Below are 25,482 nucleotides of genomic sequence, written 5' to 3' on the forward strand. Positions count from 1 at the left end.
TGGACTCGTGGAGTGGAGATGGTGCTCCCGGCAGGATTCGAACCTGCGACACCCGCTTTAGGAGAGCGGTGCTCTATCCCCTGAGCTACGAGAGCAAGCGGCCGAGGTGGGGATTGGCCGTCGCGAGAAGTCTACGTCAGCGCATTGCCCGTCCCGCACGGACGTCCCGCACGCCGGTCCGGCCGGGAACCCGTCGACGAATCGTCGCCGAAAAATCGGTTGACCGCATAGATCGCACTGCATAACTTTCTTCTTCGCGGGCGCGCCGTCGCCGTCTTAGCCAGCGAGAAGGTCTCGCCTGGGCTATTTTCTTGAGGGGAGGTACAGGTGCCATGGCGATTCAAGCGATCGACGCGATTACCGTGATAGTCCGCAACGCCGACAATGCTGTGCTGCACCGCCGCCCCTTCCGCGACGTGGTCTCCAACCTCCTCGAGAACAAAGTGTGGATGATCGAGGGCTTCGACCCGCCGATCATCGCCCACTCCGTCTCGATGCAAGTAGAGGTTCCCCGTGAGGTGATCCTCCGCGAATACGTCTACCGCCCGTACGTCGAACGCGAACACACCACGCGTGAGAAGGTTCTGCACCGAGACAAGCATCTGTGCGCGTACTGCGGCGAACATGCTCAGACGTGGGACCACGTGATGCCGCAGTCGCGCGGCGGCGGCAACACCTGGTGGAACTGTGTGGCCGCATGCGGGCCGTGCAACTGGGACAAGGGTGACCGGACTCCCGAAGAGGCAGGCATCCGCCTGCTGTGGGAGCCGTACCGTCCCGCGTGGGCCTGACCCTACTGCTGAAATCAGGCGTCTCATCGCCCGGTAAGGACTAATAGTCCTCGGCGGCCGCTGAGCGTACTGATTTCAGCAGTACCGCCTAGACCGACGCCTTCCGGTTGATCTGAATCATCAAGTAGATCAATGCGAAGCCGCCGATGCCCGCGGTGACGACGCCGACGGGCAGGCCTCCGGGCAGCACCGCCCGGCACAGGACTTCGCCGCCGATCACGAGGACGGCGCCCATCAGCCCGGAGGTGATCGGGCCGGGGATCTGCGCGCGCGCCAGACGCATCGCGACCTGGGGTGCGAGCAGCGCGACGAATGCGATCGGTCCCGCCGCAGAGACGGCGACGGCCGCGAGGACGACGGCCGTCAACAGGACCACCCCCGACGTCGCATTGGTGCGGACACCGAGACCGCGACTGACTTCGTCGCCCAGACTGATGGCCGCGAGATTGCGCGAATTGACGGCAACGACGACGAGGGCGACGACGAGGACCCCGACCAACGGCCACACATTGCTCCACGTGGCTCCCGACACGGAGCCGACGATCCAATGCTGAGCAGTGTTCACCTGAGTGATCTCGGCCCTGGTCAACAAGAATGCGATGAGCGCCTGCAGCCCGGCGGTCATCGCGACGCCGACGAGCACCAACCGGATCGGGTCGATGCCGCGACGCCAGGTCAAGACGTACATGGCGACGGCGGTCAGCAGCCCGCCGAGCAGTGCGGCCGTCGTCAATCCGAGGTCAGCGAGCCAGGACGCCCACGTCGTTCCGAAGGTGATGACGACGACGGCGCCCGCGCTGGCGCCCGACGTGATGCCGAGCATGTCGGCAGTCGCCAGCGGGTTGCGCGCGATCACCTGCGTCAGCGCCCCCGACATGCCTAGAGCGAATCCGACGAGAAGACTGAGCAGGCCGATCGGGAGCTGCGAGTCGAAGACGACGACGTTCTCGAACTTGGTGCCGCCGCCCAACAAGATCCGCACGACGTCGATCGGAGTCATCGACAGCGAGCTCGTGCCGATGCTCACCGCGAACAGTACGAACGCGATCGCGGCGAGCGCCGCGCCGACGCCGATCGCCCACCGGTTCACGACGATCTGCGCTGGCCCCACTCGAAGGATTCGGCGACGTGTCCGGGGCACAGTCTTGGTGAGGTCCATCAGACAGCCACCAACTTCTTGGCCTGGACGAGTCCGATGAAGAACGGGGCGCCGATCGCCGCGAGGATGATGCCCGCCTGGACTTCACCCGGCCGGGCGATCACTCGACCGATCACGTCGCTGCCGACCAACAGCAGCCCGCCGATCAACGCCGAATACGGAACCACCCACCGGTAGTCGGGGCCGGTGACGAATCGGGCGATGTGCGGGGCCACCAGACCGAGGAAGACGATCGGACCGCACGCTGCCGTCGCCGCCCCGACGAGCAGGGTGATCCCGACGATGCCGATGATGCGCGCCTGCCGGACCCTGGTCCCGAGGGCGTGCGCGACGTCGTCGCCCAACGACAAGACGTTCAGGTAGAAGCCGCTCATCACGGCCAGGACCATGCCGGGGACGATGAACGGCAGCGTCGCGACGATGACGTCCCAGCCTCGGCCCTGCGTCGACCCGACCTGCCAGAAGCGCCACGCATCCAACGACGCGGTGTCGACCAGGACGATCGCCGACGTGATCGCCATCAACAGCACCGACAGTCCCGTGCCCGCGAGGATCAACGTCAACGGGTTCGCCCCCTTGCCCGCCGACGCGATGAGGAACATCAGACTCGACGCGATCAACGCGCCGACAAGACCGAATCCCATGTACTCGATGGGAGTGGTGATGCCGATGACGTAGACGCCGAGGACCACAGTGCACGCCGCACCCGCGTTGACTCCGAGGATTCCGGGATCGGCCATCGGGTTGCGCGTGTGCCCCTGGGTGAGCGCGCCGGCGGCACCGATCGCGGCACCGGCGACGAGCCCGAGCACGGTCCGCGGGATCCGCAGACCGTGCACGATGCCGGAGACGTCGGTGCCGTCCTTGTTCCAGAGGACGTGCCAGACATCGCCGACCGGGATCGTCCGCGACCCGAAGGCGATAGACGCCACGCACACGGCGGCCAACGCTGCGATGAGCAGCAGCAGGCCGCCGAGGCGCCGCGGGGTCTTGCCCAACGCGCTACTTCGCGTCGGCTGCGGCCTTGAGGGCCGGCTTCATGTGGTCGAACGCGTACGGGATGGAGTTGGGCGACGGCTCGTTGAGGCCGGTGATCTCCACCGGCGTCAGCATGGCGACCGCGCCGTTCCGGACAGACTTGAGCCCCTTGTATCCGGGCAAGCCTTCGACTCGCTTCTGCAGCTTCTCCGTCTGGCTCGCAGCGACGAGCAGATCGGAGTCGAGAAGGTTGACGTTCTCGGTACTGATCTGGAAGCGCGGTTGGCCGGTCTCGGTCGCCTGCGCGGTCACCTTCGGAGACATCGTGAGGCCGAGTTCGGAGAACAGCTTCGCTGCGCCGTCGGACTCATCGCCGAGCACCGAGATCTGGTCCGAGCCGTACAGGTACGCGAACGTGTAGCTCTTGCCCTTCAGACCCGGGAACTCGTCGGCGATCGCCTTGATCTTGGTGTCGACGCCGTCGATGATCTCCTTGGCCTTCTCGGGCTGGTGCAGGATGGTCCCCATCAGGTTGACCATGTCCTGCCACGGATCGACCTGCTCACCGCTGATCTTGTCGATCGTCGGCGCGAGTTCGCTGAGCTTGTCGAAGCCTTCGGACATCGCCGCGAATCCGGGAGCCAGAATCAGATCCGGCTCGAGTTCTGCCACCGCGCCGACGACGTCCTTGTTCGGGTCGACGAGGACCGAGTCGTTGAGCTCGTCGCCGAACCACGGAGCCTTCTGTCCGGTCTGAAGTTCTTGTGCGTCGTAGTAGCCGACCGGGGTGACGCCGAACGACAACGCGACGTCGGTCCACTGTCCGCCGAGAGTGACGATGCGCTGCGGGGCCTCCGGGATGTCTACGGTGCGTCCGTCCGGCAGGTTGATCTGGACCGGCGCGGATTCGGCCTCGTCGGGCGACGAGCACGCACCGACGACGAGGGCGGCCACCGCGAGGATGATGAGAACAAGACTCGACTTCAGTCTGGTCATCGGGTTTCTCCTATTCTGTGCTCCGCTGCGCGGAGGATTCGACGAATCAGACTGTGCACTTGGTCATCGCGTACTCCGCGATGGCGCAGACGCTCTTGTTCGAGAGCTTCCATTTGCCGTCGGCCCACACCCAGCTCAGGTCGAGGTATCGCGAACCGTTGCCGATCAGCGACATCTGCAGGCGCGCGTTGAGCGTAGTGCCGTTCTGGGTGATCGGTCCGACGACTTTGTAACTGAATCCCGCACCGCTGACCTTCAACATCTGGGCGACGGCGTTGATCGATCCGAGCGCCTGCTGGCCGCCCTGGATCTCGTCGCCGCGAGTCGCGTCCGATGCGTTGATGTTCATGATCTTCTTGACTTTGGTGTTGAGCTGGCCTGCGGTCAGCGGGGCCGGCGTCGCCGACTGCGCTTGTGTCGCGCCCTGCTGCGCTGTGCCCTGGCTCCCCGTGGCGCCCTGCTGCGCCGTGGTGCCGCCGGTCCCCTCGGTGCCCGATCCGGTTCCGGCATCGCCGTCGCTCTCGGGGACGTTCTCGGTCGGCGCGGCGCCGGTCGCGTCGCCGGCAGCCGGCGTGCCGGTGGCCGGGTCTCCGGTGTTCTGGGCGCCGGTGACTCCGTTCGGGGCCTGTGTGCCCTGCGCACTGCCGAGATTGACGACGGTCGGCTGGGCGGCTGCCGCGTTGTTACCGAGCTTGTCGGACGTGGCGAGTCCGACGACGCCGATGGTGACGATGAGTGCCGAGATCACGGCGGCGACTCCGGCGGACGCAAGGATCGTCGGAACGTTGACCTTCGACCCCGACTTCTCCGCAGGCTGCTGCGGCGGTGCGTACTGCTGCTCGTCAGCGTAGGGCATCTCGTCGCCGTACGGGTCTGCCTGCGTCATCGGGTCTCCTTCATCGCGGGCCATCGAACAGGCTCGCCGAATAATATAGGTCAGGCTAACCTGACACTAAGTAACTTTCAAAACCCGGCCTATCGGACGAGGCATGCGATTCACATCACGTGATGGATCCGGCGAACCGCTGATACCCGGCCACGTCGGGCTTCATCGATGCCGCGACCAGTTCCCACAACACCTCGTCGGTCCCACCGCCGACCCTGGCCAACTTCATGTCGCGCCACCATCGCGCCAGCGGCGTCTCGTCGGTGAGGAAACCCGATCCGCCGAACAGGTGCATGCATTCGGACACGACCTCCTCCCCCAGCCGGGCGGCGGTCACCTTCATCGCGGCTGCCGCCCGCAGGTCCAGCTTTCCGCGTGCCGCGATCCCGTCGAGCGCGTACCGGAGCATGTCGACGCGAGCCTGCAGGTCAGCGACGCGCAGTCGTAGCGCTTGATGTTCGAACAGGGTCTTGCCGAACTGGCTGCGCTCCTGCATTCGTGCGAGAGTCACGCCGATCACGGTCTCGCACGACGACGCGACCTGCGCCGCGATCGACAGCCGTTCGTGCGCGAGTCCCCAACTGACAGCAGCGAGTCCGGTACCGGCGCGTGCGATCAGATGGTCGGCGGGAACGACGGTGTCGATGGTGACCGCAGCGGTGTCCAACGGACCCGCGCTGGCCTTGCGGTACGGCGGTTCGACGACGACCTGGGTCGTCGGCACCAGCACGAGCGCCACGTTTCCGTGAGTGCTCTCAGACTCGTGCGTGCTCTCGGGATCCTGGTCGACGCTGCGGGCGACGACGAGGATGTAGTCGGCGATCGGCGAGAGCGACACGAACTTCTTGCGTCCCACGACGTGCAGGCCGCCGTCGACGGTCCGAACCGTGGTCTCGACGATCTGAAGGTCTGATCCGCCGGACGACTCGGAGGCGGCCAGGCACAGCACCGCGTCACCACTGATCGCGTCGTCGGCGACCCGGCTGAGCGTCTGCGACCGGCTGCCGAACCGGCGCAGCACGGAGATGGCCGAATCGTGGAGGCTGACGCCGACGCTGATTCCGGCCGAGCCTTGCCTGCCGAGGGCGTATCCGAGGGCGAACAGCTTCGCGACGTCCGGCTTCTTCTCCTCGCCCCATTTCTGTGCAAAGACGCCCGCCGTGCCCAGCCGCTCGAGGAGCTTGCGCGGAAAGTGTTCGGACACTTCGGCTTCGTCCACCCAGGAGCGGACTTCGTCGTCGAAGACGTCGTCGAGGAGGGCGCGGTACTCGTCGAGCGACTCGGTCATGACAGTGCTCCGGACTCCACGAGCTGCTTGGTCTCGAGCCTGCGCAGTTTGCCCGAGGTGGTGCGCGGCACGGTGCCGGGTTCGACCAGGATCACGTCGGCCGGGACGATCCCGCATTCGGAGGCGACCGCGGAGATCACTGCCGAGCGAGTGGCCGCGGCGTCGTCGCTCCGATGTTCGGCGACCACGACCAGCCCTGGTCGAGCGGCCCCGTCTCCTCGTGCCATCGCGACGACGCCGCCGCGTTTGACGCCGTCGACGGACGCCGCAGCCCGTTCCACTTCGACGGGGAACAGGTTGCGGCCCGCGACGATCACGATCTCTTTGGCTCGTCCGCAGATCACCAGACGTCCGTCGACGAGGTAGCCGAGGTCGCCGGTGTCGAACCAGTCGCCGTCGGCGATCGGCTCGTGGCCGAGGTAGCCGGCCATCATCGACGTGCCCCTGATCTCGACCCGGCCGACGTCCCTGTTATCGATCAGGGGAACGTCGACGTTCGGTTCGACGATGCGGATCTCCATGCCGTCCAACGGCTTTCCGAGAATCGCGTAGCGGCGACGCATGGGTTCGACTCCCTCGCCCGGCACGGTCACCATCACCTCGTCGTACGCTGCGCCCTCGCCCGTCGACGGCATCGTGACGGCACACGTCGACTCGGCCATTCCGTAGGCGGGCGCGGCGGCAGCCGGGTCGAATCCAAAGCGCGCCGTCTCGGCGAGGAACTTGTCGAACGCGTCCGGGTCGATGGGCTCACCGCCGCTGATCGCGACGCGCACGCCGCTCAGGTCCGCCGACTTCAGAAGCCTCCCGTAGCGACCGAGGATGTCGTAGGCGAAGTTCGGTGCGGCCGTGACGGTCGCCTTGGTCTCGGTGAGCCACTCCAGCCATTTGAACGGTGCGGCGGCGAAGGCCGAGTTCGGGACGATGTACGACTCCATACCCGACCCCATCGTCGCAAGCAGGAAGGTCAGCCCCATGTCGTGGTACAGCGGCAGCCAGCTGAATCCCACGTCGCGACTGTGGTGCATGCCGAGACGAACGACGAGTTCCCGCGTGTTGGTGTGCACTGCGGCGCCGGGCAGGACCGCGGTCTTCGGCTCCCCGGTGGATCCGGCCGTGCCCTGTAGGACGGCGGGTGCGTCGGGGCCTGCATCGACCGGAACGAAGTTCGCGACGTCTGCGTCGACGCCGAACTCCCGGGCCGCGACCAGACACATACCGCCACCTGCCCGGTCACCGAGGTCGGCCTCTGCGAGCATGTCGAGTTGGCTCCCGTCGCCGAGCACCGTGCCGACGCCGATGCGTGCGAACCGCTCGAGAGTCCCTTCGGCCCAGCGCTTCTCGTCGGCCCCGCGGATCGGACCGGGCAGGATCGAGACCGCGACGCCTGCGAGCCAGGCGCCTTGGACGCCCGCGATGAGGTCGACGGTCGGGTCGCCGATGAGACCGACGTGCGGTGCGTCGTCCCGCCGCCGGGCGACGAGCGTCGCAGCGATCTCGACAGCACGCTCATGCACCCGCGGCCAGGTGCAGGTGTCCCACTCCCCCGTGTCGGAGTCCAAGACCGACAGCGACTTCTCGCTGGTGAGCATGGCTCGGCTGAACGGTTCGGTGAACACGCTCGGCGCTTCGGTCACGTCGAGCACGGTCGGCTGTGTCATGGCGTCTCGTCTTCTTTCGTCGAGCTTGTCGAGAGGGATGCGAAATCGGCGATCAGCGCGGCGATCGCCTCAGGGTCGTGCAGGTGCGGGTGATGCCCGTGACCGTCGAGGAGTCGCGTCCGGACGGGACCTGACGCGTGCTCGGCGACGATGTCGGCGTGCACCTGCGTGCCGTACTCGTCGTTGACCCCTTGCACGACGAGCAGCGGGGCCTCGATGTCCGGAAGGAGCCCGGTGAGGTCGAAGGCGGCGAACTCGTCGGACAGCCACACGCCGGACCATCGGTCGAACAGCGCGTCGGGTTGGTCGTGGAACACCGCGAGCTTCGGCCGGACACGATCGGCGAAATGCGCTGCGGTGTCGCGGATCCCGCTCAGTGTCGCGCCTTCGACGACGACGTGCGGCGCGATGAGGACCGCTGCCCGCACCCGGTGCGCACTGGCGTGGATCGCCGCGATGGACGCACCGTCGCTGTGCCCGACCAGTATCGGGGCGTCGATGTCGAGGCAGGCGAGGACCTCCGGCAGGACGTCGAGTGCCTCGCGGTGCAGGTAGTCGGCTCCGGTCGGACCGTCGCCCGCCGAGCCTCCGTAGCCGTGTCGCGAGTACACGAGGACACGCATCCCGGTGGCCCGGCCGACCAGGGACGGCAGTCGTCCCCACTGGCCGGCCGAGCCGAGTCCTTCGTGCAGGAACACGATGGTCGGCAGGCTCGGGTCGCCGTGGTGCAGCACGTATTCGAGGTCGCCGCGCGAGTGCGCGAGCGTAGGCATCGCGTCACCACCCGTGGTTGGAGACGTCGAACATGTTGGCCCCCAACTGTGCTCGGCCGACGTAGTCGAGGCAGTCGGCGGGTTTGGCCGGCATGATCGAGCAGAACTGGCCTTCGCGGAGCAACCGTTGCATCGGACCGTCCGCAGCCATGGCGGCCGAGCCGACGAGGGCGACAGCCTGCGCGGCGAGCGATTGCGCCGTCTCGCCCACGTGGTGCTTCGCCGCGTACACGGTCGCGTTGGTCTCTTGATCGGAACGACGGTCGACGACGCCGCGCGCCGCGGCCATCGTCAGTGCACGGGTGGCGTGCAGGGCCACCGTCATCGCGCCGAGCCGCTGGACGTCCGCAGGCTGAGTGCGGCGTCGTTCGTCGGCGCTGAGCCGCTGGGCGGCGAAGCCCACGATCGCCTCCGCGAGCCCCAGGTAGGCGCCGAGGTACCCTGCCGCCATCCAGTGCGGGTCACGGACGGCTTTGAACAGCGACATCCCTTCGATGCCCAGGAACAGCCGGTCGGCTCCGATCCTGGTGTCCGAGAGGAACATCTGCGCCGTCGATGTGCCGCGCAGGGCGGTGCCTGCCCATTCGGTGGAGAAGGAGACGCCCGGGTCGTCGGCGCTCACGACGAAGTGCGACACCTCGATCTCGGAGTCGTCGTCGTGCGCCCGTGCGGTGACGACGTAGTGGTCGGCGACGCCCGAGAGCGACACGAACGACTTGTGGCCGTCGAGGACATACGCGGCGCCGTCACGGCGATACACGGTCGAGATGCCGCGCAGTCGTGCACCGGTCGCGGGTTCGGATGCGGCTGACGCGAACATCTTCCGACCGTCGACGACCTCGCCGATCACCCACTCGCGGAAGGCGACGCCCGTCGCGCCGAGGGCCTCGACGTCGGCTTCGAACAGGGACCCGATCGCCACATTGTGCATGTTGAAGCCGAGCGCGATCGCGCCGTTCGCGGCAGCGATCTCGGCGAGGACCCGCGTGTAGTCGGCGAAGTCGAGCCCGAGGCCGCCGCTGTCGTGCGGGATCATCACGGCGAGAAGCCCCGACTCGCGGATCAGCTGGTAGGCGACGTGCGGCGACGTCTCGCCGCGGTCGATCGGGTCGGCGAGTTCGGCCAGGCGCGGGGTGATCGCGGCGGCGAGCTCCAGTGCGGTGTCGACGGGATGCGTTGCGATAGTCATGTCAGTTCGCCACCGGAAGGCCGAGGTCGCGGGCGATGGACATCCGCAGGAGGTCGTTGGTGCCCGCGTAGATCGAGGCGGCGATCGCGCTGGTCGTATCCATCGCGTACCCGGAGTCGGCGATCACCGATCGGGCACCGAACAGCGGGGCCGCCGTCGTCTCGAACGTCAGCAAGTCGTGTGCGCACGAGATCTTGACCTGGGCGGCGTCGGTCGACAACGCACTGAGCGGGGTGTCGCCGGCGTCGATGCGTCGCGCCATGTCGTAGACGAGGGTTCGGACGCGGTAGCGGATGGTCGCGAGGTCGGCGACGTGGGAGGCGACGAGCGGATTGGCTCCGAGGCTGCGGCCGAACTGTTCTCGGTCGCGAAGCCACGCGACGACGCGTTCGATGGTGGCGTGCATGCCACCGAGCGCATAGCTCATCAGCAGTGCGCGCTCCCACGTCGTCGTGCTCGACAGGAAGGCGAGTCCGGATCCTTCCGCGGCGACCAGGTCGGCGTCGGTCACTGCGACGCCGTCGAAGTCGATGGCGCCCATCGGAACTGCGGTGAGCGCGGTCTTCGCGAACGGATCGGACCGGGTGACACCCGCTCGGTCGGCCGGGATCAGGAACGAGCTCAGCGCGAACGGGTGGCGCGCCTCGTCCGTGCGTGCGAACGTCAGGATCACATCGGCTTCGGGCGCCGCCGTCACGTACGCCTTGCGTCCGTCGATCCGGTATCCGCCGTCGGTCGCCGTGGCTGCGGTCCGCATCGACAGCGGATCGGATCCGCCGGTCTCCTCGGTGAGCGCGTGACACAGAATCAGCGAGCCATCGACGAGGCCGTCGACGTAGGGTTCCAGCGGTTTGCGAGTCGACGCCGACAGCGGCCACTGGATGCCGAACACCTGCGAGGTCAGCGCGTAGCAGAGTCCGGCGGAAACGCCTGCGCGCCCGAGGCCTTCGATCACCGCGACAGCGTTCTCGACGACGCCGTCGCCGGTCTCGCCGCGCAGCGAGTCGGCCATGACGGACCGAACCGACGGGAGCGACAGCAGTTCACGCCACGCGTCGCGGAAGCTCGCTCCCGCGATGGCCGGAACAACCGTCGAGGCGTCGTCGGCGACGGCCGCAGGCACATCGACGGCGCGGATCACCGCCGTCATCAGACCCGCTCCGCGAGCACAGTGTCGAGCGCCGCGTGCAGTGTCGTCGGAGTACGGAAGTTCCGCGCGACGACCATGTCTTCGGGAAGCTTGCGGCCGAGACGCTTCTCCAGATCGCCGACGATGTTCACCAGTGTCAGCGAGTCGAGCATGCCGGTGAGCAGCATCTGGGTGTCGGCGTCGATCGGCTCGGCCTTGCCGTGCCGGCGGACGATCGCCTCCGACACCACCTCGCACACGTCGTCGATGGTGAGCTGTCCGGAATCGTCCTGCTTCATGACTGATTCTCCTGTCGGTCGGTAAGGGTGTGTGCGGCGAGTTCTTCCAGCCGGGGCCGGTCGACCTTGCCGCGAGGATTGGTGGGCAACGGCGAGCACGGGACCACCCGGTCGGGTTGCGAGTACGCGGGAAGCCGTTCTCGCAGAATGTGTTCGACGGACTCGAGTGCAGTGGTGGACGCCGGGTCGACGTCGACGAACAGCACGAGATGTTGATCGAGGCCGACGACGACGGCTGCCGCGGCACGCACTGAGGCCGATTCCGCGGCGACGGCCTCGACACCGTCCAGATCGATGCGATAGCCGCGACGTTTGATCTGGCGGTCGACCCGACCGACGAGGACCAGACGGCCGCCGTCGTCGCGATACACATGGTCCCCGGTGCGGTAGGCACGTCGGGTCTCGCCGTCCGGGAAGACGACGTCGACGGCGGGATCGGACACGACGCCGTCGACGACGTAGCCGGTCAACAGTGTGGGCCCGGCGACGACGAGCTCGTCGTCGACGATCGCGACGGTTACCGCGTCGATCGCGTCGCCGATCGGCACCGGAGTGCCCGGCTGCCACTGGCGAACGTCGTAGGCGGTGCACACGTTTGTCTCGGTCGGTCCGTACCAGTTACGGATCGTCGCCTCGGGGAACGCGGTCTGCAGGTCGGCGAGGGCCGCAACCGGATAGGGCTCTCCCGCGAAGAGCACCGTAGTCAGGTCGGGCAGCGTCGAAGCCCGGCCTCCTGCCGCAACGATCCCCTTGATCAGGGTCGGAACCCCGTACAGCGCGGTGATCTGCTGCTGAGCCAACCAGTCGACGGTGTCCGCGGGGAACGGTTTGAGCCAGTCCGGGAAGACTACCGTCGTCGCTCCGGCGACGGCGGTGGAGAACAGGTCGAATGTACTGAGGTCGAAGGTCAGGGACGCCTGCGCGGCGACCCGGTCCGCCGACGTCAACCCGATGGACTCGGCGGCCCACCGCGCGAAGTGCGCGACCGCCCGGCCGGGCAACAGCACTCCCTTGGGGACGCCGGTGCTACCCGAGGTGAACAGCAGATAGCCGGGTTCCAGTGCGGTCGGCGCGACGTCGCGTCGCACCAGCGCGAGGGTCTCGCCGATGCTTTCCGCTGACTGCTCCCACTCTTCTCCCGTTGACGGATCACCGTGGTGGACCACGAGGTGGGAGGCGCCTGCCTGATCAAGGAGGGTGCGGACGCGCTCGGGCGGATCGTTGGCATCGAGGGGTGCGACGACGGCGCCGGTGGCGATGACCGCGTGGATCGCGATGATCGCAACTGGCGAACGCGGGACGTGGACGGCGACGGTGCAGTCGGGTCCCACACCGGCTTCGCGGAGTCGATCGGCGAGCGCCGCGACTCGGTCGCCCAGATCCCGATAGGTGATCCGGTCGGTCTCCGTGGCGATCGCGCACGCGTCGGGATAGCTGGCGACAGCGTCGTCGAGGATCGTCGCGAGTTCACTGACCCGAGTGGGGGTCGAGAGGGTTTCCATGTCCGCGCCTCAACCGAGAAGAGCGCGAAGTGCGTTCTTGTCCATCTTCCCGAGCGGCGTCAACGGCATCTCATCGAGAGTCCGCACCACGTCGGGCGCCTTGTACGCCGACAGGCCGACCGATTCGGTGAACGACTGCAGATCTCGCCGAGTCAGTTGCGCCGCACCGTCTTCGAGGACGACGAACGCAACCGACCGCTCACCGAGCGTCTCGTCGGGTTCACCGAGGATCGCCACCGACCGGATGTCGGGGTGCTCGAGGAACGCGCCTTCGACCTCGGTGGCCGCGATCTTCTCACCTCCCCGGTTGATCTGGTCCTTGATGCGGCCGGCGACGATGAGGTGACCGCTGCCGAGCCGTCGCACCAGGTCGCCGGTGCAGTAGAAGCCGTCGTCGGTGATGGCCTTCGCGGTCTGTTCGGGAGCATCGAAGTAGCCGCGGAGCGTGTACGGTCCGCGGACGGTCAGCTCGCCGACCTCGCCGTCGGGCACGATCGTGCCGTCGGCGTCGATCACCCTGATCTCGTCGTACTCGGAGACCGGGACGCCCTGGGTCGTCGCAAGCAGGTCCGGATCGTCGTCGAGGTGAGTGGCGCAGAAGAGCCCTTCGGACATACCGAGGATCTGCTGGAGCGTGGCGTCGAACTCGTCGATGATGCGGCGCGCTTCGTAGTCGGACAGCCGCGCGGAACCGATCTCGATGATCTTCAGCGAGCTGAGGTCGTTCTCCGTCCACTCTCGTTCGTCGAGCCACATCGGTGCGAGCTGCGGGTTGATGGCGGTCATCGTGACCTTCTCGCGTTCGATCAGCTCGAAGCAGCTCGCCGGATCCTGGTTCGGAGCGAGGACCACGGTGCCGCCGACGCGGAACGTCGACAGGATTCCGGGGCAGTTCCAGGTGTAATTGAACGCGATCGGCAGGATCGCGAGGTAGACGCTGTCGGCGTCGAGTCGGCTGCGGTCGCCGGCGACTCGCGAGTTGTAGGCGTAGTCGTCGTGGGTGCGGCCGATCAGCTTCGGCATGCCGGTGGTTCCGCCGGACAGCAGGAGCAGCGCGATGTCGGACGGCGCCGCCGGGTCGCCCAGAGGACTGTCGTCGTCGACGTACAGCGAGCCGAAGGTGTGGAACCGGGCGTCGGCTGAGTGGTCGCCGAGGTCGCCCGCGATGATCACCGACGTCATCGGCTCGACCTCGTCGGCCACCTGGCTCGCGAGGGTCCGATGGTCGAAACGAGCGAACTCGTCCGTGGTGATGTAGGCGACGGCGGACGTCGCTCCCGCGAGGTAGCTGACCTCGAGGTGACGATGCCCGGGCTGGGTGTGGACCGGAACGGCGCCGAGTCGCTGGAGAGCGAACCACGCGACAATGAACTCTGCGGAGTTCGGAAGCTGCAAGAGCACGGCGTCGCCCTGCCCCACACCGATACCGCGCAGGCCGTGCGCGAAGCTCGTCGCGCGTGCCGCGAGGTCACGGTAGGTCAAGCGACCCTCGCCGTCGACCACCGCGGTCGACGTCCCGTATTGCTGTGCCCACTCGTCGAGTCGGGCGCTGAACGTCTTGCCTTCCCACAGCTCGAGTTCGCGGTAACGCCCGGCGAAGTCGGCGGGCCAGTCGGGAATCAGACTCCGGATGGTGGCGGTCTCCACCTGATCGTCAACGGTAGTCACGAGTCACCTTTCTGCGCGGGGAGGGAGAGCCGGGCGACAGATCGTCGAACACCACGCTCCGTGAATGAGGCTAGCCTAAACTTAACACCTCCAAAACACTTAGGTTAGGGTGGCCTCATGGGTAAAGGTTTCGGCGGCTTCGTTCTGAAGGCCATGGGCGGCAGCGACTACATGCTGACCGTGACGTCCACGCAGACGATCACCGACAAGTACATCCGCATCGGATTCACCGGCGGCGGACTGCTGTCCGACCATCCGATCCATCCGACGCAGTGGGTGCGCCTGTGGATTCCGCAGGGCGACGACGTCGTCCAGCGCGGGTACACCCTGTGCGATCCGGATGCGTCGTCGGACACGTTTCACATCGAGTTCGCGATCCACAACGGACCTGCTGCGGATTGGGCGTTGTCGGCGGAGCCGGGCGACGAGATCGCCGCGACCGTGATGGGCTCCAAGTTCGAGATGCCCGAGGCGACGCCGAGCGAGTGGGTGCTATTCGGCGACACCGCGTCACTCGCTGCGATCAACTCGTTGTTGGACACGATCGGCGACGTCCCCACCCGCCTCTGGATCGAGTGGCAGTACCCGTCCGACAAGGACCTTCCGCTCCACGCGACCGCCGCCACGACGGTCACCTGGGTCGAACGCGTCAACGACGGTCAGGGTCTGCGCGAGGCCGCCGAGCACCTCACCCTCTCCCCCGACGCCGTCGCCTGGGTCGCCTGCGACGCCATGACCACGCGCACCATCACCAAGTCCCTCCGCGCCCACGGCCTCCCGAAAGCCTCCATCAAGGGCCGCGCCTACTGGAAGTAGGTCAAGCGAAGTCGCGACCCCCTCACTCCGCACAGGATCTCGACTCCGCTCGATCAACGGAAGGACACATCGAGCGCCACTTCCCCACGCTGGGGTCGAGCGAAGTCGAGACCCACAAACACGGCCACCCGCCGCGCGAGCGCGACGCCCCACCCCGCCGGTCAAGCGAAGTCGCGACCCGCTCACTCCGCACAGGATCTCGACTCCGCTCGATCAACGGAAGGTGACCTCTAGCGCTACTTCCTCACGCTGGTCGAGCGAAGTCTAGACCCACGAACGCGGCCACCCGCCGTGCGAGCGGCACGCCCCACCACGCTGGTCGAGCGAAGTCGAGACCCACTCACACCGCACAGGATCTCGACTCCGCTCGATCAACGGAAGGACACATCAAGCGCTACTTCCTCACGCTGGTCGAGCGGAGTCGAGACCCGCTCACTCCCGACGTTCAGACGACGTCTCGTTCCGACAGCGTGCGGCGTCGTGAAGAGCGCCGAAGTCGCCTCGGATCAGCGCCTCCCGTTTGGCTCGCGACCAGTTCTGGATGCGCTTCTCCATCGCGTAGGCCTCGCCGATATTGCTGAACTCCTCACTGAACACGAGCTCGACCGGTTGGCGTTTCGCGGTATAGACACCGCCTGCCCCGGTCATGTGTTGCCACACTCGATGGTCGAGGTTGCGGGTGCTGCCGACGTAGTAGCTGCCGTCACCGCACCGAAGGATGTACACGTAAGCCGCCATAACGGCAGCATCGCGCAGATTCTCGCGGTTGACGAGTGCGTTATCCACAGGCGGGGACTTACGTTGTGCGGCAGAGGGTCTCGACTCCGCTCGACCAGCGGGGTGGGGAGTATCGCTCGAGCGGCGAGTGGCCGTGTTCGCTCGACCAGCGGGGTGGGGAGTATCGCTCGAGCGGCGAGTGGCCGCGTGGCGGGTCTCGACTTCGCTCGACCAACGTGGTGGGAAGCATCGCTCGAACGGCGGGTGGCCGCGTGGCGGGTCTCGACTCCGCTCGACCAGCGTGGTGGAGGCCTGCGCTGTCACGGAACTTCCGCCGCGGTTGAGCTGGCGGGCTAGGCGATACGCCAACCGCGGGAACGGGAGCGCTGGGCGACGAAGTCGGCGTAGCGACCATCGCGGGACGAGAGCTCGGCGTGCGTACCGCGGTCGGCGACGACACCGTCGTCGAGCACCACGATCTGGTCGGCGTGGGCGACGGTCGACAGTTTGTGCGCCACCACGACCACAGTCTTGCCCTGTGTCAGTTCGCGAAGACCCTGCACGACCACCGCCTCGTTGTGCGGATCCAACGCACTGGTCGCCTCGTCGAGCAGGACGATCGGCGCATCCTTGAGGAGCGCCCGCGCGATCGAGACACGTTGACGCTCACCGCCGGACAGATTGGCGCCCCGCTCACCGACCACCGTGTTCCATCCGTCGGGAAGTCGGTCGGCGATCTCGTCGACGGCCGCGACACGCGCTGCCCGGCGCACCTCGTCGTCGGTCGCGTCGGGCCTGCCGATGCGAATGTTCTCCTCGATCGTCTGGTTGAACAGGTAGACGTCCTGGAACACCGGTGACACCTGTGCCATCAGATACTCCAACGACATGTCGGCGACGTCGACGCCGCCGATCCGCACGGCTCCCCCGTCCACCGGGTAGAAGCGGGAAGCGAGACGCAGCAACGTCGTCTTACCCGACCCGCTCGGTCCGACCACAGCCGTCGTCGTCCCGGCGGGAACAGTGAACGACACGTTGCGCGTCACCTGGATGCCGTCGCGGTAACCGAACGAGACGTTGTCGAAGGCGATGGAGGTCTCGACTCCGCTCGACCAACGGGCAGGCTCGACGGTGCGTGAGGAGGTCTCGGCTCCGCTCGACCGACGTGCAGACTCGACGGTGTGTGAGAGGGTCTCGACTCCGCTCGACCGACGTGCAGGCTCGGGGTCGCGGATCTGCGGAGCGTCGAGCAGATCGTGGACGCGATCGATCGCGGCGCCCGCCCGGCGGGTCGACGTGGAGACTTGCGCGAGTTGGGACACGGGATCGATGAACCTGGACACGACCACGATGAGGCCGACGGCCGTCGCCGCGGCGAAGTCGCCGTCGGTGGCCCACACGCTGACCGCGAAAACGAGTGCCACGAACACGAATTGGACGATGATCGAGAACGCTGCGAGCCCCGGCACGCTGGCTGCGATGAGACCGCCGGAGGCGCGACGGTGCCGCTCCATCGCCGAGTCGAGAGCCCGGTTCCGGTCGCCGACCGCACCGAACGCGCGAAGCACCGGCTGGGCCGTGGTGAACTCGAGGACACGTGCGTCGACTTCGGTGGCACTCGCGTGCAACCGGTCGTCGGCGCTCCGGTACGCGCGGCCCGCCAGCTTGTCGACGGCCGACATGACCGGCAACGCCACCAGCATCACGACGCCGAGCCGCCAGTCGATGAAGAGCACGCCGATCCCGATGCCAAGCGGCACCACGACGCCGCTCACCATGACCGCGAGCAGATGAGAGAAGAACTCGACGATCTCGTGGACGTCGGCCACCACGGTCCGAGTGATCGACGCGGTGGAACGCTGCGAGAACCAGCCGATCCGCACGGCGGCGAGGTGGTCGCCGAGTCGGTGTGTGACGCCACGCAACATGCCGACGGCCAGCCGTATGCCCAGCATCGACTGCACGTAGCCAGCGGTCGCGGCGACCGCGACGACGACCGCCGTCACGGCCAACCACACGCCCGCGCGACCGATCTCGCCGTCGATCAGAGCCTCGAGCAACGGCACCAACAACACGAACGCCGCGGCCTGCGCGACACCGTAGACCAGCGTCATCGCGAGGTGCAGCGGAATCAGCCGCTGCTTGTCCCCCGGCACCAACGCGAATGCTCTGCGGATCATCGGGTGACCTCCTGGTCGTCGGCAAGCATCGCCAGGGCATTCTCGTTGGACTGCCACAGCTTTCGGTAAAGACCGTCGGACGCCACCAACTCGTTGTGGGTGCCGCGCTCGGCTATCCGTCCTGCGTCGAGCACCAGAATCTGGTCCACGTCGGTGATCGTGTGCAGTCGGTGCGCGATCACCAAGACGGTGCGATCGGCGACAGCCGAGGCCAACGCGTCCTGTACCGCGGCTTCGGACTCCGGGTCCGCGAATGCCGTCGCCTCGTCGAGCACCAGGATCCGGCTGTCGGCGAGCAGCGTCCGAGCGATCGAGATCCGTTGCGCCTCACCGCCGGAGAAGTTCACGTCGACGCCGATCTCCGAGTCGTAGCCGTGCGGCAGTTGGACGATCCGGTCGTGGATCTGCGCCATTCGCGCAGCGCCCTCGAGGTCGGCGATGCTCGCATCCGGTCGAGCCAGCCGCAGGTTGTCGGCCACGGTGCCTGCGATCAGGTGGACGTCCTGGAAGACGAACCCGACGATCGAGTACAGGTCGGCAAGCGACATGGTCGCGATGTCCTGACCGTCGATCGCGATCGATCCCGTGTCGACGTCATGGAATCGGGCGAGCAGACGGGCGAGCGTCGTCTTGCCCGATCCACTCGGCCCGACGAGTGCGGTCACGGTGCCGGGTTCGAGCGTCAGGTCGACGCCGTGGATCACCGGTGCGTCGGCGCGGTAGCCGAACGAGACGTCGTCGAAGCGCACGGCGCCTGCGACCGGGTCGGGCACGCTGCTTCCGTCGACCTGTGCGAGTTCGGCCAATGCTTCGAGTTCCACGATCCGACGAGCCGCCGCGGACCCCTCGCGGAGTGCCTGCCCGGCGTATGCGAGTCCGAGGAAGCTCGCGCCGAGACCGACGCCGACGAACAGGAACGGGACGAGGTCGATCGGGTCGATCCAGTCGAGGGCGGCCAGGCCGACGGCCGCCGCGGTCACGAGGAGCATCGAGAAGACCGGCGCGAGAAGCATGTCGGCGATCGCCTGCAGACGGACCATCGGCGTCTTCCACGCATCGAGAGCGTCGGCGTAACGATCGACTGCCGCGGAGAAGGCTGCGGAGGCCTTGCGCGTCTGGCCGAAAGCTCGGATGACGGCGATACCGTCGACGAACTCGACCGCGGTGCTGTCCACGTCCCGCCGACTTCGGGTGTATGTGCCGAGCAACCGCGTGAAATCGGGGCTCATCATGGCTTTGAGCGCAAACGAGTACCCGATCAGCGGGATCAGCGCGACCAGCGCCAGACGCCAGTCCGCGATGAATAGGTACACACCGATCACCAACGGCGTCACCAGGGCGTTGACGTACTCCAGTCGGACGTGCGCGATGAGGTAGTGCAGGGCTTCGACGTCGTCGGACAGAAGTCGTTTCACGTCGGCGGAGGTGCGTTCGGTGAACCAGCCCAACGGAAGCCGCGCGGCCTTCGCGGCGAGACGACGGCGCAGCGAGAGTTGGAATCCGGCGTCGATCCGGTGTGTCCAGACGAGGCCGGCCACCTGCAGCAGACCACGCAGCACGGCGACGAGGAACGCCGCGACGATCAGCGCTCGCACGGTGCCGGCGTCGGTGTCGTCGCGGAGCAGTTCGCGGCACACCTCGACGATGAGGACGAACGGCACCACCGAGGCGATGGCCGACAGTCCCACCAGGCTCGACGCTCCGGAGATCGCCGATCCGACGGGCGCCAGTAGTTCCTTGGCGGCGACCTTGTCTCGGTTCGCCTGCGCACGTAACGCGACGCGGTCTGGAATCGGCGCGTCCGACGCGCTCGTCAGATTCCAGCCGTCGCTACGTTCGACGGTCTCGGCCATCTCTGATCTCCTGTCGGCCCCGCCAGTCACCACGCGCGAAATCCCGCTGCGACTCGTCCCCGGGCTGTGTTCTCGGGCTCATTCCACGCGAACCAGTCATGGTCCGGCACCCCGCGACCGTACAACGGATCACATCCGTTAGCCTAACCTAAGTGATGTAGCCTAACCTAAGTTCTCGTCAGGGCGTCGTACCGCTGCGCATCCCCGCGCACCGTGCCGGACGCAACTCATCCTCTACCGAAATGGGCCGATGACCAGTCAAACTCCCGTGACGACACCACTGCTGTCGTCCATCCGAGTCGACGCCGACCGCGACGCCGTCACCGTGCACCGCTGGTTGAGCCACCCGAAATCGAGGTACTGGGAGATGGAGTCGGCGTCGGCCGAGGAGGTCCATGCCTTCCTCGACGACACGATGCGGGCGGCAGCGGGCACGGATTACGGCCTGCGGATCGGGCGGGCAGACGACCGCGACCAGTTCATGTTCGAGTTGTACGATCCGACCGTCGGCGAACTCGCCGAGCCGGACACCGGCTACATCCACGCCGACGGCGACATCGGCATGCACCTGCTCGTCGCGCCCGCCGACCGGGCGATCTCCGGATTCACCGGCGACGTCATGCTCCACATCATGCGCACCGCGTTCTTCGAGGTCGGCGCGTCACGCGTGGTCGTCGAACCGGATGTGCGCAACACGAGCGTCCAAAGCCTCAACGCCGCCGTCGGATTCGTCGTGGCTGGCGACTACCCGGTCGGCACCAAGACCGCACGTCTGAGCTACTGCACTCGCGACGACTTCGTCCGCGTCACCGACAACGGCACGGTGATCCGGGACAGGGAGGTCCGCCGATGAGCGCGTCCATCGACGCTCGCGCCGCCGGTCAATCACTGCGGGCGGCGTACGACCGCCGGATCGCGGCCAAGATCATCGCGGAGTTCTGCCACGAGCAGGCGCTCGCTCCGCTGGAGACCGCACCGGACCAGTTCACGCTGTTCTCCGACGATCGGCAGACCGAGTACACGTTCGTCGCCGAGATCCTGTCCCTCGACAGCTGGGCCGTCGGCGAGTCGTCGGTCCGCCGAATCCGGTCCGGCGCAGAGGTTCCCGTCAGCGCAGTTGACATGATCGTCGATCTGCACGAGCAGCTGGGCATCGCCCGCGAGAAGCTGCCCGAATACCTCGAAGAACTCGTGCACACCGTCGCCATCGGAGCCGACCGATCCGACGAACGTCGCGTCACTGCCGCCGAGCTCGCCGCCGCCGATTTCCAGACCATCGAGAAGTCGATGACCGAAGGCCACCCGTGCTTCGTCGCCAACGGCGGCCGGCTCGGCTTCAGCGCGCACGACGTCGCCGCCTACGCCCCCGAATCGGGCGGCAGCTACCACCTGATCTGGGTGGCCGCCCGCACCGAGGACTGCGACTTCGCAGCGATGAGCGACGTCTCGTACGACGATCTGCTCCGCCACGAACTCGGCGGCGACGCCCTGGAGAAATTCTTCGACGTGCTGCTGTTCCAGGGGTTGGATCCCGACGACTACACGTATCTGCCGGTGCACCCGTGGCAGTGGACCGAGAAGGCAGCGCGCCTGTACGCCGGAGCCATTGCGGCACAACGCCTGGTGATCCTCGGTCCGTCGCCGGACCGGTACCAGCCGCAGCAGTCCATCCGGACCCAGTTCAACGTGTCGACGCCGACCCGCCACTACGTCAAGACGGCGCTGTCGATCGTCAACATGGGCTTCACGCGCGGCATGTCCGCCGACTACATGCGCACCACCCCGGTCATCAACGACTGGGTCCGTCGCCGCGTGGGCGACGACGCCTACCTGCAGTCGCTCGGTTTCGAGATGCTGTACGAGGTGGCAGCGGTCGGATACCGCGATCCGACGTTCGCAGCGATCACCGAACCGGGTTCGGAGTACCGGAAAGTGCTGTCGGCGTTGTGGCGTCAGAGCCCGGTCCCCCGCGTCACCGACGACGAGCAGCTGTCGACGATGGCCGCTCTCCTGCACGTCGATCACCTCGGCGATCCACTGGTCGGCGCGCTGATCGAACGGTCCGGCCTGATGGCCGACGAGTGGATCACCCGTTTCCTCCGCACGTATCTGCACCCGATCGCCTATCTGCTGTACCGGTACGAGCTGAAGTTCTCCCCGCACGGCGAGAACCTGATCCTGGTCCTGCGCGACGGCGTGCCGGTCCGCGCAATCCTCAAGGACATCGGCGAAGAGGTCTGCGTCTTCGACGAGCCAAGCGACCTCCCCGAGTCATGCCGACGCGCGCTGACCAACGAAACGGACGCTATCCGAAACCTCGGGATCCTCTCGGACGTGTTCGACGACTTCCTGCGTCCGCTCGCCGCCGTCCTGCACCGCAACGGACTGCTCGACGACGCCCGATTCTGGGCAGTGGTCGCCGACAGCGTCCACGTGTTCGTCGCCGACCACCCCGATCTCGCCGACCGTTTCCAGAAGTGGGATCTGTTCGCGCCGTCGTTCGCCGCGGTCCACATGAACGGCCTCCAACTCGGCAACAACCGCCGGATGGTCGACGTCGGCCACTCGTACGACTCGATCCTCGACACCGAGCATCGCCTGACCAATCCGATCGCAGATCCTCGAATCACCGATCCGCAAGGGGTTCACCGTGCCTGACGACTTCAATCGATTCGCTACCCCTGGCCTCGGCTGGTCAGACGTCGGCGACGCGCTGTCACGCATGGCCGCGACCGTCGCCGACCACCACCACGGTTCGCCGCTGCCGTGCGGGACTCCGGGCGACATGCTTGGAGCCGTCGCCGCCGAGCTCGGTCCACAGTGCTTGCCCGACAACGGAATCGGCGAAGATCGCGCGTTGGCGCAGGTCGCTGAACTCGTCGCCGCCTACGGCCTCGATCTGACGCACCGACTCACCGCCGCCCATCTGCAGCCGCCTCCGTTGACGGTGTCGGTGGCCGCCGACGCCCTCGCGAGCGCCACCAACGCGTCACTCGACACCTACGACTCCGGGCCTGCGACTCTCGCGATCGAGAAGTGGACGATCGCCGCCCTCGCACGACTCGCGGGATTCGGTCCGTCGGCAGGCGGAGTCTTCGGGCCGGGTGGCTCGTTCTCGAACCTGCTCGCGATGCTGATCGCCCGCGACCACGCCGCAGCCAAACTCCGCCTCGACACCCGCCACCACGGCGTCGCCGCCCTGCCTCGGCCCCTCGTGTTCTGTTCGAGGGTCGCGCACTTCTCGATCAACCGCGCCTGCGCCACTCTCGGACTCGGTGAGGCCGCCGTCGTCGCCGTCGACGTCGACGAACAGCACCGGATGATCCCGGCCGCGCTCCAAGCCGCACTCGCCAGCACCGACGGGACACCCGTCGCGATCGTCGCGACCGCAGGCACCACCGATTTCGGAACCGTCGACCCCCTCCCCGAGATCGCCGACATCGCGGCCCGCCACGATGTCTGGCTGCACGTCGACGGAGCCTATGGTTTCGGATCGCTGTTCTCCGACCGGCTGCGTCACCTGGTGCACGGCATCGACCGCGCCGACTCGGTGACCCTCGACCTGCACAAGATCGGCTGGCAGCCTGCTGCGGCCAGCCTGCTGTTGCTGCGCGACGAGGAACTGTTCTCCGCGCTCGAACGGAACGTCGCCTACCTCAACCCGGAGGACGACGAGGAAGCCGGCTTCGGCGGACTCCTCGGCCACACCTTGCAGACGACGCGACGCCCGGACGTCCTCAAAGTCCTCGCAACGTTCCTCGCGTACGGCCGCACCGGCATCGGCGAGATGCTCGACGCGTGCCACAGCGCCGCCCGGTACGCCCAGGCACGGATCGTCGCCGAACCGCAACTCGAACTGGTCGCTCCCGTCACCTTGACGACTGTCGTGTTCCGGTACCGCTGCCAGGACCTCGACACCGTGAACGCCGAACTCCGCCGTCGCCTGATCAGTTCGGGCACCGCGCTGATCGGCCGGACTCGAGTGCACATCGCGGGCGACGAAGCGCCGTCGACGTGTCTGAAGCTGACCTTGCTGAACCCGACGTCCACCGGGTTGGACATCGACGAACTGTTCGACGAACTGCTACGGCACGCCCTCGAAGTGGAGTCGGAGAACACCGAGTACGCGATCGCGGAGGTGCAGGTCCATGAGTGAGACCGTCGACGTCCTGGCCGTCGGCTGCGGCCCGTTCAACCTCGGCCTGGCGGCGTTGGCGTCGACAGTCGACGACGTCGACGTGCTCGTCGTCGACTCGGTGGACGAGTTCCGCTGGCATCCCGGCCTCCTGTTCGAAGAAGCGACGCTGCAGGTCAGCTTCCTCTCCGACCTGGTGACTCTGATCGATCCGACACATCCGACGTCGTTCTTGGCGTACCTCGCCGACGTCGATCGGCTGTACCCGTTCCTCGTGCGCGAACAGTTCTTCCCGACGCGTCGCGAGTACGAGGCATACCTGCTGTGGGTCGTCGGGAAGCTCGACTCGCTGCGGTTCGGCACGACGGTCGACGAGATCGCGTGGGACGACGACGCACAGCGCTTCGACGTGCTCGTCACCACCTGCGGAACGCAATCGGTGATTCACGCCGCGCATGTCGTCGTCGGAGTCGGTACCGAACCGGCTGTGCCCGACGCGTTGGCGTCCGAGTCGGTCGACGTAGTGCACAGCAGCGACTATCTATTCCGCCGCGACGACGCGCACGCCGCCGACGCGGTGACAGTGATCGGCTCCGGGCAGTCGGGCGCCGAGATCGTGGTGGATCTGCTGGAGGCCAATCTCGAGGGCGGACCCGCGGTCACGTGGTGGACGCGGACGCCCTGGTTCGCTCCACTCGACTTCACCAAACTGTCGTTGGAGATGACGACGCCCGCCTACATGGACTACTTCCATTCGCTGCCCGAACAGACGCGGGACCGCGTCCGCGACGGGCACTGGCAGTTCCACAAGGGGATCTCCACCGACACCCTCGAACGGATCCACGACCTCCTGTACCGACGGCAACTGCACGACGACGTGGCTCCCGTCGAGTTACGCAACGGTGTCCGAGTGGACGGTCTCGACGTCGACAGCGGGCGTATCACCGTCCGCGGGCGCCACCTCGACACCGACTCCGGACTGCACCACGTGACCGATCTCGTCGTCGCCGCGACCGGCTATCGCGAACGCGCACAACCGTTTCTGGCGCCGATCGAATCGCGACTGCGCCGCGACTCGCAGGGCCGCCGCCTGATCGCGGCGAACCACTCGGTCGTCGCCGACGGCCCGCTCGCCGACCGCCTGTTCGTGGTGAACGCCGAGATCCACGCCCACGGCGTCTCCGCCCCCAACCTCGACATCGGCGCGGTCCGCAACGCTCGGATCCTCAACACCGTCGCGGGCTGCGAGGTGTACCGCCTGCCGAGGACCACGGCGTTCACGAGCTTCGGACCAGCTCCGCTCGACCGGCGCGGGGAGGTCTCGACTCCGCTCGACCAGCGTGGGAAAGCTCCACTCGACCAGCGGGAGGAGGTCTCGACTCCGCTCGACCAGCGTGGGAAAGCTCCACTCGACCAGCACAGAACCCAGCAGACCACTCAAGCCCACTTCACTAGGAGTTGA

Annotated in this window: 21 protein-coding genes and 1 tRNA gene; 6 read left to right on the top strand and 16 right to left on the bottom strand. The window is 67.1% G+C overall.

Annotated features, from left to right (window positions below):
- Window positions 1-19: 19 nt before the first annotated feature.
- A tRNA-Arg gene (locus L5G32_RS00820) sits at window positions 20-95 on the bottom strand.
- Between the two features lie 237 nt (window positions 96-332).
- On the opposite strand from L5G32_RS00820, the gene L5G32_RS00825 reads away from it, so the two are divergent.
- Window positions 333-791 carry an HNH endonuclease gene (locus L5G32_RS00825; RefSeq protein WP_237009114.1) on the top strand — a complete coding sequence of 153 codons (459 nt, stop codon included), beginning with the start codon at window positions 333-335 and terminating at the stop codon, window positions 789-791.
- 88 nt (window positions 792-879) lie between these two features.
- Here the strand turns inward: L5G32_RS00825 and L5G32_RS00830 are convergent, their stop codons facing one another.
- The 12 genes from L5G32_RS00830 to L5G32_RS00885 form a co-directional block, all read right to left on the bottom strand.
- Window positions 880-1,950, bottom strand: a complete 1,071-nt coding sequence (locus tag L5G32_RS00830; RefSeq protein ID WP_237009115.1) for a FecCD family ABC transporter permease — start codon at window positions 1,948-1,950, stop codon at window positions 880-882.
- Window positions 1,950-2,948 (bottom strand): FecCD family ABC transporter permease, encoded by a 999-nt coding sequence (locus tag L5G32_RS00835; RefSeq protein ID WP_237009116.1) that lies wholly within the window; start codon window positions 2,946-2,948, stop codon window positions 1,950-1,952. Before L5G32_RS00835 ends, L5G32_RS00830 begins: the two co-directional genes overlap by 1 nt.
- 4 nt (window positions 2,949-2,952) lie before the next feature.
- Window positions 2,953-3,924, bottom strand: coding sequence for an ABC transporter substrate-binding protein (locus L5G32_RS00840; protein ID WP_237009117.1), 972 nt, complete (start codon window positions 3,922-3,924; stop codon window positions 2,953-2,955).
- A gap of 46 nt (window positions 3,925-3,970) precedes the next feature.
- A complete protein-coding gene (locus L5G32_RS00845; RefSeq protein ID WP_237009118.1) occupies window positions 3,971-4,810 on the bottom strand; it encodes an MTB12 C-terminal domain-containing protein in 840 nt (279 codons plus the stop codon).
- 115 nt (window positions 4,811-4,925) lie between these two features.
- The gene (locus tag L5G32_RS00850; protein ID WP_237009119.1) at window positions 4,926-6,098 is read right to left on the bottom strand and encodes an acyl-CoA dehydrogenase family protein; all 1,173 of its coding nucleotides are present in this window, start codon (window positions 6,096-6,098) and stop codon (window positions 4,926-4,928) included.
- The gene (gene mbtM / locus L5G32_RS00855) at window positions 6,095-7,759 is read right to left on the bottom strand and encodes a long-chain-fatty acid--ACP ligase MbtM (RefSeq protein ID WP_237009120.1); all 1,665 of its coding nucleotides are present in this window, start codon (window positions 7,757-7,759) and stop codon (window positions 6,095-6,097) included. Before mbtM ends, L5G32_RS00850 begins: the two co-directional genes overlap by 4 nt.
- On the bottom strand, window positions 7,756-8,532 hold the full coding sequence (locus L5G32_RS00860; protein WP_237009121.1) for an alpha/beta fold hydrolase: 777 nt from the start codon (window positions 8,530-8,532) through the stop codon (window positions 7,756-7,758). The genes mbtM and L5G32_RS00860 overlap by 4 nt, the downstream gene beginning before the upstream one ends.
- Window positions 8,533-8,536: 4 nt before the next feature.
- The gene (locus tag L5G32_RS00865; protein WP_237009122.1) at window positions 8,537-9,721 is read right to left on the bottom strand and encodes an acyl-CoA dehydrogenase family protein; all 1,185 of its coding nucleotides are present in this window, start codon (window positions 9,719-9,721) and stop codon (window positions 8,537-8,539) included.
- Between the two features lies 1 nt (window position 9,722).
- Window positions 9,723-10,871 carry an acyl-CoA dehydrogenase family protein gene (locus L5G32_RS00870; RefSeq protein WP_237009123.1) on the bottom strand — a complete coding sequence of 383 codons (1,149 nt, stop codon included), beginning with the start codon at window positions 10,869-10,871 and terminating at the stop codon, window positions 9,723-9,725.
- Window positions 10,871-11,149 carry an acyl carrier protein gene (locus tag L5G32_RS00875; RefSeq protein WP_237009124.1) on the bottom strand — a complete coding sequence of 93 codons (279 nt, stop codon included), beginning with the start codon at window positions 11,147-11,149 and terminating at the stop codon, window positions 10,871-10,873. Before L5G32_RS00875 ends, L5G32_RS00870 begins: the two co-directional genes overlap by 1 nt.
- Window positions 11,146-12,651 carry an AMP-binding protein gene (locus tag L5G32_RS00880; RefSeq protein WP_237009125.1) on the bottom strand — a complete coding sequence of 502 codons (1,506 nt, stop codon included), beginning with the start codon at window positions 12,649-12,651 and terminating at the stop codon, window positions 11,146-11,148. The genes L5G32_RS00875 and L5G32_RS00880 overlap by 4 nt, the downstream gene beginning before the upstream one ends.
- A 9-nt stretch (window positions 12,652-12,660) precedes the next feature.
- Window positions 12,661-14,319 (bottom strand): (2,3-dihydroxybenzoyl)adenylate synthase, encoded by a 1,659-nt coding sequence (locus tag L5G32_RS00885; RefSeq protein ID WP_237009126.1) that lies wholly within the window; start codon window positions 14,317-14,319, stop codon window positions 12,661-12,663.
- 117 nt (window positions 14,320-14,436) lie between these two features.
- Here L5G32_RS00885 and L5G32_RS00890 point away from each other — a divergent pair, with 117 nt between their 5' ends.
- Window positions 14,437-15,135, top strand: a complete 699-nt coding sequence (locus tag L5G32_RS00890; RefSeq protein WP_237009127.1) for a siderophore-interacting protein — start codon at window positions 14,437-14,439, stop codon at window positions 15,133-15,135.
- A 432-nt stretch (window positions 15,136-15,567) separates the two neighbouring features.
- Here L5G32_RS00890 and L5G32_RS00895 read toward each other — a convergent pair whose 3' ends face one another.
- The 3 genes from L5G32_RS00895 to L5G32_RS00905 form a co-directional block, all read right to left on the bottom strand.
- Window positions 15,568-15,873, bottom strand: a complete 306-nt coding sequence (locus tag L5G32_RS00895; RefSeq protein WP_237009128.1) for a GIY-YIG nuclease family protein — start codon at window positions 15,871-15,873, stop codon at window positions 15,568-15,570.
- Window positions 15,874-16,205: 332 nt separating this feature from the next.
- Entirely contained in the window at window positions 16,206-18,032 is a 1,827-nt protein-coding gene (locus tag L5G32_RS00900; RefSeq protein ID WP_237009129.1) for an ABC transporter ATP-binding protein, read from the bottom strand.
- Window positions 18,029-19,885 carry an ABC transporter ATP-binding protein gene (locus tag L5G32_RS00905; protein WP_237009130.1) on the bottom strand — a complete coding sequence of 619 codons (1,857 nt, stop codon included), beginning with the start codon at window positions 19,883-19,885 and terminating at the stop codon, window positions 18,029-18,031. Before L5G32_RS00905 ends, L5G32_RS00900 begins: the two co-directional genes overlap by 4 nt.
- A gap of 250 nt (window positions 19,886-20,135) precedes the next feature.
- Between L5G32_RS00905 and L5G32_RS00910 the strand changes: the two genes are divergently transcribed.
- The 4 genes from L5G32_RS00910 to L5G32_RS00925 are packed head-to-tail and all read left to right on the top strand — an operon-like array spanning window position 20,136 to window position 25,482.
- Entirely contained in the window at window positions 20,136-20,738 is a 603-nt protein-coding gene (locus tag L5G32_RS00910) for a GNAT family N-acetyltransferase (protein ID WP_237009131.1), read from the top strand.
- The gene (locus tag L5G32_RS00915; RefSeq protein WP_237009132.1) at window positions 20,735-22,543 is read left to right on the top strand and encodes an IucA/IucC family protein; all 1,809 of its coding nucleotides are present in this window, start codon (window positions 20,735-20,737) and stop codon (window positions 22,541-22,543) included. Before L5G32_RS00910 ends, L5G32_RS00915 begins: the two co-directional genes overlap by 4 nt.
- Window positions 22,536-24,041 carry a pyridoxal phosphate-dependent decarboxylase family protein gene (locus L5G32_RS00920; RefSeq protein ID WP_237009133.1) on the top strand — a complete coding sequence of 502 codons (1,506 nt, stop codon included), beginning with the start codon at window positions 22,536-22,538 and terminating at the stop codon, window positions 24,039-24,041. Before L5G32_RS00915 ends, L5G32_RS00920 begins: the two co-directional genes overlap by 8 nt.
- Window positions 24,034-25,482 carry a lysine N(6)-hydroxylase/L-ornithine N(5)-oxygenase family protein gene (locus L5G32_RS00925; RefSeq protein WP_237009134.1) on the top strand — a complete coding sequence of 483 codons (1,449 nt, stop codon included), beginning with the start codon at window positions 24,034-24,036 and terminating at the stop codon, window positions 25,480-25,482. The genes L5G32_RS00920 and L5G32_RS00925 overlap by 8 nt, the downstream gene beginning before the upstream one ends.

Source organism: Gordonia zhenghanii, from assembly GCF_021738965.1.
Classification (GTDB): domain Bacteria; phylum Actinomycetota; class Actinomycetes; order Mycobacteriales; family Mycobacteriaceae; genus Gordonia; species Gordonia zhenghanii.